Source organism: Lyngbya sp. CCY1209 (assembly GCF_055795065.1).
Genome location: NZ_JAYFER010000519.1, coordinates 1 through 9,301, shown reverse-complemented (window position 1 = coordinate 9,301; position 9,301 = coordinate 1). Strand labels below are relative to the sequence as shown.

The 9,301-nt window shown below is 55.5% G+C and carries 7 protein-coding genes; 2 read left to right on the top strand and 5 right to left on the bottom strand.

Annotation, left to right across the window (positions count from 1 at the left end; all coding sequences use genetic code 11):
- Nucleotides 1-68: 68 nt before the first annotated feature.
- From AC0QHF_RS17095 to AC0QHF_RS17075, 5 genes are all read right to left on the bottom strand, one after another.
- The gene (locus AC0QHF_RS17095; RefSeq protein ID WP_324705440.1) at nt 69-2,648 is read right to left on the bottom strand and encodes an MASE1 domain-containing protein; all 2,580 of its coding nucleotides are present in this window, start codon (nt 2,646-2,648) and stop codon (nt 69-71) included.
- A 508-nt stretch (nt 2,649-3,156) separates the two neighbouring features.
- Nucleotides 3,157-4,701: a DUF6798 domain-containing protein gene (locus AC0QHF_RS17090; RefSeq protein ID WP_324705439.1), complete on the bottom strand. Its 1,545-nt coding sequence runs from the start codon at nt 4,699-4,701 to the stop codon at nt 3,157-3,159.
- Nucleotides 4,702-4,812: 111 nt separating this feature from the next.
- A complete protein-coding gene (locus AC0QHF_RS17085; protein WP_324705438.1) occupies nt 4,813-6,216 on the bottom strand; it encodes a hypothetical protein in 1,404 nt (467 codons plus the stop codon).
- A complete protein-coding gene (locus AC0QHF_RS17080; protein ID WP_324705437.1) occupies nt 6,174-6,566 on the bottom strand; it encodes a hypothetical protein in 393 nt (130 codons plus the stop codon). The genes AC0QHF_RS17085 and AC0QHF_RS17080 overlap by 43 nt, the downstream gene beginning before the upstream one ends.
- Nucleotides 6,567-6,589: 23 nt before the next feature.
- Complete coding sequence (locus AC0QHF_RS17075) at nt 6,590-7,792, bottom strand: phosphoglycerate kinase (protein ID WP_324705436.1); 1,203 nt, start codon at nt 7,790-7,792, stop codon at nt 6,590-6,592.
- A gap of 168 nt (nt 7,793-7,960) precedes the next feature.
- On the opposite strand from AC0QHF_RS17075, the gene AC0QHF_RS17070 reads away from it, so the two are divergent.
- Entirely contained in the window at nt 7,961-8,374 is a 414-nt protein-coding gene (locus AC0QHF_RS17070) for a universal stress protein (protein WP_324705435.1), read from the top strand.
- A gap of 111 nt (nt 8,375-8,485) precedes the next feature.
- Nucleotides 8,486-9,301, top strand: an 816-nt coding sequence (ylqF, locus tag AC0QHF_RS17065) for a ribosome biogenesis GTPase YlqF (protein WP_324705434.1), incomplete at its 3' end; no start/stop codon positions are given.

Sequence of the window (9,301 nt, the reverse complement as noted above, 5' to 3'; positions counted from 1 at the left end):
GAAAATCCTAAAGTTGTTGCTACTTTTTTGAGGAGATTAGCTGCACCATTGATATCGGCATTAACTAATCAACCATGGTAAAGGGTTTGGGGCAGTCGAAACGTGAAGCTCGAACCCCGGCCGACTTCACTTTCAACCCAGAGATCTCCGCCCATCATCTGACACAATTTCCGGGTGATGGTCAGTCCCAGTCCCGTCCCCCCGTACTTGCGGGTCGTACTTTCGTCCGCCTGGGTAAACGGATTGAAAATGGTGGCAATTTGCTCGGGACTCATGCCGATGCCGGTATCGCGCACTTGAAAAAAGATAAAATCCACCTCCGATCCCGCCGTGAGCGGAGATTGATCTTCGGAGGCTTCCGAACTGCCGTTGGCCTTGGAAACCGGCAAGTTGGGAGAGTGGGTAAGCGTCCCGGGTTCCCGCCAGACCCGCAAGATGACCTGCCCGTTGTCGGTGAACTTGCAGGCGTTACTTAACAAATTTAGCAGGGATTGCCGGACTTTGGTGACATCGGTGTGCATGAGGCCGATATCTTCGGTCACTTCCAAGGTGAATTGGTTGGAATTTTTTTCAGCCAGGGGCGCGATGGTGGTTTCCACTTCCCACAATAGGGTGTCAATTTTGCAGGTTTCCAAGTGAAAGTTCATGCGGCCCGCTTCGATCTTGGAGAAATCGAGAATGTCGCTGATCAACGTCAGCAAATGCTGGCCGGCGACGTGGATATTTTTCAAATCCGCCACGAATTCATCCTGGCCGAGGTCTTGGGCGTCTTCCTGGAGCAGTTCGCTGTAGCCGAGAATGGCGTTGAGGGGGGTGCGGAGTTCGTGGCTCATGTTGGCCAGGAACAGGCTTTTGGCGTGGTTGGCCTGTTCGGCGGCTTCCTTGGCGCGGCGGAGTTCTTCGGCCTGTTTGCGTTCGGTGATGTCGCTGGCGAGGGTGAGCAGGCAGGGTGTGTCTCCCAGGAGTATGGGTTCGACGGCCAGCAGCCAGTTTCGGAATTGGCCGGATTTATTCCGCACCCGGACTTCCAAATTGCTGACGCGCTCCTGGGTCTCGAACCGGGCCAGGAGTTGGCTGCGCCACTCGGGTTCCCAGATCCCCAACTCCGCCGAGGTGCGGTCGATGACCTCTTCCCGAGTCCAGCCCAGTTGCTTGAGGAAACTCTCGTTCACGTCCAAAAACCGCCCTTCCGCGAAGGTGCTGATGCTGATCCCCACCGGACTGGCGTTGAACGCCCGAGAAAACCGCTCTTCGCTGGCCCTGAGGGCGAGTTCGGCCCGCTTGCGCTCCGTCACGTCCTGCACCGTGCTGGTGATGTGGGTGGGGGTGACGATCGCCTGTTCGGTGACGATACGCTCCCGGCCGTCGGGGGTGACGATGCGGTAGTCGATGCTGTAGGGGATCTGCTCCGAAATCCCGGCCGTGATCACCTGTTCCACGCGATCGCGATCGTCGGGATGGACGTGGCTCAAATATTCCGCCACACTGGGGGCGGCCGTTTTAGGGTTCGCCCCCAGGATGTCGTACAGCTCGTCGGACCAGTGGCAATCGTCCCGCCGGACATCCAACTCCCAGTGTCCCAACTTGGCGATCCGCTGGGCGTTGGCCAAACTCGCCTCCTTGGAGCGCAGGGAGGCTTCCGCCCGCTGCCGTTCTTCCACGGAGGCGGCCAAAAATAACCCCGTCAGGGCGATCGCCAGAATGAAGGCTTGCAGGGAAAAAACCCGGGGTATTCCGGTGATGGTGTTGACGAACGGGCCGCTGTCCCGCACGACGCCCCAAATGGCGAATCCGGCGATCAGCAGGTTAGCCAGGGACGTCCCCCGCAGCCCGAAGCGCAGGGAAGCCCACACCAACAAGGGAAAGGGCAGATATTCCAGGGGGTAGTCGATGGTCGCCGTCCGGGTTCTCGAACAAAAGACGAACCAGTTCAACGGCAGCAGCAGCGACAGCCAGACCCCGATTTCCAGGACGTAGAGCACTTGGGCCAGCAAATGCGATCGCCGGGACGGTTTCAACACCTGCAACTCTTCCGGCAACAGCCAGCGCCAATTCCGCTGCGTCGGGTCGCCGGGGTCCCGACCCTGCCGATATTTGTCCTGCAACCGAGTGCCCCAGGACAGCAGTGCCGGGACGACGATCAAAATTCCGATCGCGTCCCCGAGCCACCACGTCATCCAAATATCCCCGAACTGGCCGCCGTCCAATTCCCCGGACAACAGCAGGGCCAGCGGCGTCAGGGTGGAATTGATCAGGGTCGAGACTCCCGCCCCCAAAACCGTCAGTCCCAAGATATCTTTCACCCGGCGGAGGCTGGGAGAAAACCCGATCTGCCGCAGCATCCAGTACCCGGCGCTGGCCTGCCCGACGGCCCCCACCGCCCAGATCAGGGCCGGGGCCGAACTGCCGGGGAGTAGGGGGGCCGATAGCACGGCGCCGAGGGCAATTCCCGGCCAGCACCCCCACCCCCACCAGAGCAAAACGACTAAAGACCACCCGGCAACCGGCCAAAAAATGGCTTCCGTCGCATTGAGCATCAGCTTGTCAACGGTAAACCAGACGATTGCCAGGTAGAGGAGAACCGTCAGACTGTTGAAGGTGAAATAGCGTCCAGTTTTGGATTTGAGGATGGTATGGAGCTCAAACATATTGGCGACCGGGTATCATTAGCGCAGGGCGCGGTATTGGGGAGTTGGTATGAGGGAGGATCAAACCCTCTTTCAATCGAGGTTTGGGAGTTTTTGGGGTTCGCTCGTTTCAAGGCGCGAGTGCGATACTTGCGATCGATTTGGGTTGACCCCCCGATTGTCGAGCTATCCGCTCGGTTGGCCGACCGTCCGGACCCCTCGGAGATTGTATCCGGCGATCGCGATTCGGGCGACGACTTGCCGAATCAATTTCAGGGGGAGTGGATGCCGGATCGGGATCGATAGACATCCGGTGAAATCGGGCGGGTCCCCCCGGGAAAATTGGTCGTGACTTCACCCTCGAAGCGCGATCGAAGTTGAGTTGTCCCCGACCCCATTCAGTTTATCAAAAAAAATGGGTTCAATCCGCCCAGCGATCGCGACATCGCCCGCCCCACCCCCCCCTGAGACCCCCCCCGACTTGTCCCGAAGAAAAATCGAGGGCGGGGGCGCTTCAAAGCGATCGCCCTCACCCCGTTTTGTTCCCCAAAATTTCGTAAATTTTAAACTTCGGGTCGCCGTAGATTTCCCGGGTCTGGCCGCAGGCGATCGCGTCCCCTAACTCCGTAATGACATGGGTGATCCCGTAAGTTTCGACGATTTCTCGCAATCCCCGACAGCGGGTATCGCGGAATTCCGGGGCGTAAAACCGCTGCGACATCATCATGCGATCGTGCCATTCGACCACCTCTCGATCTTTGTAAGGATGCGTTTTGTAGTTCACCAAAATCGGCACCCCGGTTTCCAGACGAAAAGACACAAAATTTCCGGAAATGTGGGGAATTAAATATAAATGATCGGCTTTTCTATTGTTTTTAACAAACGCCATCATCGGCTGGTAATCCGGTGTCCGATTGAGTTCTTTAATTTGCTCCTGCACTCCGACAACAAAAAAAATTGAAATCGTGGTCAATGTCATCCAATAAATCGGCTGCTTTAAGGCTACAAAAAATTGTGGATATCGCTGCAAAACCACCGTTATTAAATCAGCGACAATCATCGCCATCGAAAGCGGAACTAGCCATGCAGAAACTCGCCAGGGAGTCATAAATGCCAAAGTTTTACTGTCGGATATCACTTGCACTGCCGTTAAAGTGGATGCGATGATAAAGGCAACAGACATGATCCAAAATAGCGGAGATTTTCGGACGAAATAAATTCCCGCAACCATCACCAAAATCTGCACCCAAGCCACCGAATCCAACCACAATTCTGGAAAGGAATGATGGGGGATGCGGTGGACGATCAAACGGCGGGCGAGGGAGGCGATTTCCGGAGAGGTGGGCTGAAACATGACGGTCATATAGAGGGTGACGGGCAGTATTAAAAGAGCAGATAAAATCCCCAAAGATAAAATTGACAATAATTTTTCTTTTTGTCGGTAGAGAACGACCATATATCCCAAGGTAATTAGGGGGACACTTGGCAGGTAGGCGGGGTGAACCGTCGCCGCGATCGCCAGCGGTAAGATCGACCCGAAATGATCCCCCCGCAGAAATAAATAAATTGACAGCAGGATGAAAACCCCGAAATTGCTCGTCTGAAAATAGGAACCCAAAATATACTGTTCCGCCAAACCGTAGTGCAAATGGACGTGGGTTTCCAACGCAAACATATCGATTTCCACGCAGTGGACGGCGATTAAAAATAGGAAATAGACGCTTTTTTTAAATTTCGTGTCGATTTTGAAAATCATCGATGCGATGCCCATTAAGCTGTAGGCATAAATCCCAAATAATATCAAATAGTAAACATAAAAAAATGCCGGATGCAGGTGGGAAACCGTGAACTCCACCAGGGCGGTAAAAACGGGGAGGGGATTCAACGTGTTCGCCTGCCAGTCATTTTGTAAATAGCCGTACCCCGCCCGCGCCATCCCGTGCAGAAATTTGGTATTCTGATTGGAAGTGTAGAGGGGATCTTGGACGTAGGAAATGCCGAAGACGAACCCCAAAATCAAAATTTCGACAATCGAATCGAACCCAGATCGGAGTGGTTTGACAGCGGCTTTCAAATCAGTACACCTCACATACATAGGGAGTCGGGAGTCGGGAGTAGAGAGTCGGGAGTAGAGAGATTGATCATTCCCGGCGTGGTTACACGCCAGCGCTCGTTACTATAAAATCTAAAATTGTAAGAGACAGTCGGTTGAAAGGACGAGCGATCGCTCGGTTTCCAATACAGAACACGCCCCCAGACTGTCCGTGATCGCGGGTTGAATGCCCTGTTGATAGAGTGATCGAATGTCCTTCCCGTGGGAATGATACCACTGCCGCAGCCAGCGGTTATCGAAAACGTAATCCAGGGTAAAAGAATCGCGATCGAGGAGAATATAATCGATACCCTCCTCAGCGATCAACTCCCGCATCCGATCGCGATCAGGGGAATACACCGCCCGAATCAGAGCGATCGCCCGTTCCTGTAGGGGAAGATAATAACCTAAATGGTAGGGAATCGCATATTCCCACCCCACCCAGATCGATCGCCGGGAAAACGTCGGGATATTGTCCGCTTCCGCAGCGATGGAGGCGATGACAATATCTTTGGGTTGCCGAGCGAAAAACTCATAGAGAGCCGGTTCCCTGCCCTTCACATAGCCCGTTTTCGGAAATTTCCCCAAAAACCAAGTTCCCGACACGATCGCCAGTCCCAGCGAGCCCGTAACCGCGATCGCCACCAACCGCCGCCGGGGGCAATTTTTCCCCCACCGCCACACCGCATCGAAGAGCACCCACAGGGAAATCCCCGCCGCCAGGGCGATTATCATGCGGAAACTGTGGATGGTGTAGCGGTTGGGGAGGTGGAGGCGGAACAGCAGCAGGTGGGCGATCGCGAATAATCCTATCGCCGACAGCAGCCACTCCCCCAAAATTGTAATCTGGGGGGAAATTTGGGCGATCGCCGGAAACCGTCTCGGAAACCGCAACAGCAGCGGCAAAGCCAACCCCATCCCCAGCAGCGGAGGGCGAAACGGATGTTCGGGAAACAAGCCGCTGCGGGGACTCGCCACGAAAAACCGCCAGGGATTGTTATCGAAAAACGCACTATTTCCCGCCCCGCCAAATTCGGAGAAGGTTTTCGCCTCCGCCGCCGAAATCACCGGCCCGAACTCTCCCGAACCGGAGGCATAATAGAGAATCACGATCGCACTCACTCCCAACCCGATGCCACACAGACGGCGATCGCGATCCGTCCCCGTCCACAATCGGAGAAACAGGATACCCGTCGCCACCAGGACATATTGAGGGTAGAACAGTCCCAAGAATGCGATCGCGAGTCCGCAAACTATCGGTTTTCGCCGCAACAGAAAATAGAGAAAAGCCAGAAACAGCGGATAGACAAACGCCCTCGGCGTCGCCGACACCAGATCCTCATTCAGCCAGATTTGCTGATTTAACAGAGTTGCCGCCATAAACCCGGCGGCGGGCACCGTTCGCAATTCCAGACACACCCCGAAACAGAAAACCGTCGTCACCCATCCCAAAATCAGGGGTAAAATTTTGCTGAGGATAACCGGATCGACGCCCAAAATCGCGAATACTCGATACAGCGTCGCGTAACCGGGGGGGCGACGGATTGAAAATAGTCCGCGATCGCATCATTGGGGAACAGATCCGGATCGAGAAACCGTCGCATCCAGAAAACGTGCTGTCTAGCATCGTCCTGGATGACGTAATCTTGACTGAACGCTTCCGCGATCGCCAGTCCGCCGTAAATCGTCGCGAAAACCAAACTGAGTCCCAGCCAGAGAAGAAGGGTGTGGGGTGTACTCGGTGGGGATAATTGATAATCCGTGGGGGCAGTGCCTCCGTGCCTGCCCGATCGCTCTTTCATCTCTCCTCTTTCTTCCAAAACCGTCAGGGCGGTTCCCTTGCCCACCCCGACAGTTTTAGCGAATCAAATTAAGCGTCATCCAACGCCACGATGCCGGGAAGTTCTTTCCCTTCGAGCAATTCCAGACTCGCCCCGCCTCCGGTGGAGATGTGGCTCATCTTTTCGCCCAGGTGCAACTGTTCCACCGCCGCAACGGAGTCGCCGCCGCCGATAATCGTGGTGGCGCCGGTGCCCGTCAGTTCAGCCAACGTTTGTGCGATCGCCTTAGTGCCCGCCGCGAACTTCTCGAACTCGAACACCCCCATCGGACCGTTCCAAATCACCGTCTTGCAGTCCGCCAGGGCTTCCTGGAACACCTTCACGGAATCCGGACCGATATCCAATCCCATCCAACCGTCGGGGATGGACTCGACAGCCACCGTCTGGGAGTTGGCATCCTTGTCGAACTTGTCGGCGATGATCACATCCGTCGGCAGCAACATGGCGACGCCCTTCTCCTTCGCCTTCGCTTCCAGGGATTTGGCCAACTCCAGCTTGTCCTCTTCCACCAGGGAGTTACCGACGCTGATGCCCCGAGCCTTGTAGAACGTGAAAATCATCCCGCCGCCGAGCAGCAGCTTGTCGCACTTGTCCAACAACGCCTCGATCACGCCGATTTTACTCGACACCTTCGAGCCGCCGACGATCGCCGCCAGGGGACGCTGGGGATTGTCGATCGCCCCCTTGAGGAACTGCAATTCCTTCTCAATCAGATAACCCGCCACGCTGGGACTCAGGTACTTCGTCACCCCTTCCGTGGAAACGTGGGCCCGGTGGGCCGTCCCGAAGGCGTCGTTCACATACAGATCGGCGATCGAAGCCAATTTCTGGGCGAATTCCGGGTCGTTCTTCTCTTCTTCGGCGTAGAAGCGGACATTTTCCAACAACACCACGTCGCCGTCACTCATGGCCGCGACGGTTCCGGCCACTTCCTCGCCGATGCAATCGTCACATTTTTTAACGGTTTTGCCCAACAATTCCGACAGACGCTCCGCCACGGGGGTCAGACGCATGGATTCCACCACTTTCCCCTTGGGACGGCCGAAGTGGCTCGTCAGGATCACCTTCGCCCCCTTGGAGGTCAGATCTTGAATGGTCGGCAGAGCCGCCCGAATCCTGGTATCATCGGTAATGGAGCCGTTGTCGATCGGCACGTTGAAGTCCGCCCGTACCAGCACTTTTTTGCCGGATAGGTCTGATGCCGATAAATTTGCTACAGTTTTCTTAGCCACAGGATTAACCTCCTAAATCGTTTCTTCTGCTTTAATCGAATTGAATGGGGGCGGTACGGGTGATTGGCCAGACAGCCCCGGAGCTGTGGCCAACTCGATGGCACCTCAGCCATCCGAACGTTCACCGTAAACATTCTACCGAAGTCCGCGTCTTGGAGATGCGCGATTATGTTTAAGACCGTTTTATTTGCGATCGATCAGAGTCGAGAAGCCCGCGAGGCCGCCGAAAAGGTTGTCAATATCGTTCAAACCTATCAGGCTAACCTCTATGTTCTCGCCGTAGTCGAACCCAAGGAACCGGAGGGGGAACAGCCCCACTCCGAACCAATGGCTTCCCCCGAGGCTGTCAACCTGCTTTTGAAGGAAGCCCACACCATGTTTACCAACTTCGGCATCGATGCTAAACCCATCGAACGCGAAGGAAAACCCGCTTTCACCATCTGCGACGTCGCCGACGAGATCGACGCCGATCTGATCGTGATGGGATCTCGGGGCATGGGACTCACTGAAGAAGGTGTTGCCGACAGCATCACTAACCGCGTGATCAATCTTTCCCCCTGTCCCGTTCTCGTTGTACCGTGAGATTAGGGTGTAGGGTGTAGGGTGTAGGGTGTAGGGGGAATTAATAATTATTAATTATTAATTGATTGTCCTCCTCCGCCCCTCGACTCCCTCATCATTTGTTATCGTTTCATGACAATTCAATGGTATCCCGGTCACATTGCCAAGGCGGAACGCACCCTCAAAGAACAGCTCAAACGGGTTGATGTGGTGCTTGAAGTGCGGGATGCCCGCATTCCTTTGGCGACTCACCATCCCCAGGTGCCGGACTGGGTATCCGGGAAAACACGGTTGTTGGTGATCAACCGTCTGGATATGATTCCGCCCCACTTGCGGGAACAGTGGCAGCGGTGGTTCGAGGAAAGGGAGGAGACGCCCTATTTCACCAACGCCCAAAAGGGTCAGGGGGTGGAAGCGGTGGTGAAGGCTACCCGACAGGCGGGGGATAAGGTGAATGAGAAACGGCGGACGCGGGGGATGTTGCCCCGGCCGGTTCGGGCTGTGGTGATCGGATTTCCGAATGTGGGGAAATCTGCTTTAATTAACCGCCTGCTGAAACGGCGGGTGGTGGAGAGTGCTCGGCGGGCGGGGGTGACTCGGAAGTTGCAGTGGGTGCGAATTTCCAATCAAATTGAATTATTGGATGCCCCGGGGGTGATTCCGAGCCGGATCGAGAATCAGGAAGATGCCCTGAAATTGGCGATTTGCGAGGATATCGGGGAAGCCGCCTACGACAATCAGCGGGTGGCGGCGGGGATGGTGGAGTTGTTCGCCGATCTGGGATTGCAAGATAAATTGCACGATCGCTACTCTGTAGACGTGGGTTCGCAAACGGGGGAATCCTACTTGCAAAGTTTAGCCGACGATCGCTATCAGGGCGATCGCGAACGGGCTGCCCGTCAATTACTCAACGATTTTCGCAAAGGCTTGTTGGGTGCGATCGCTTTA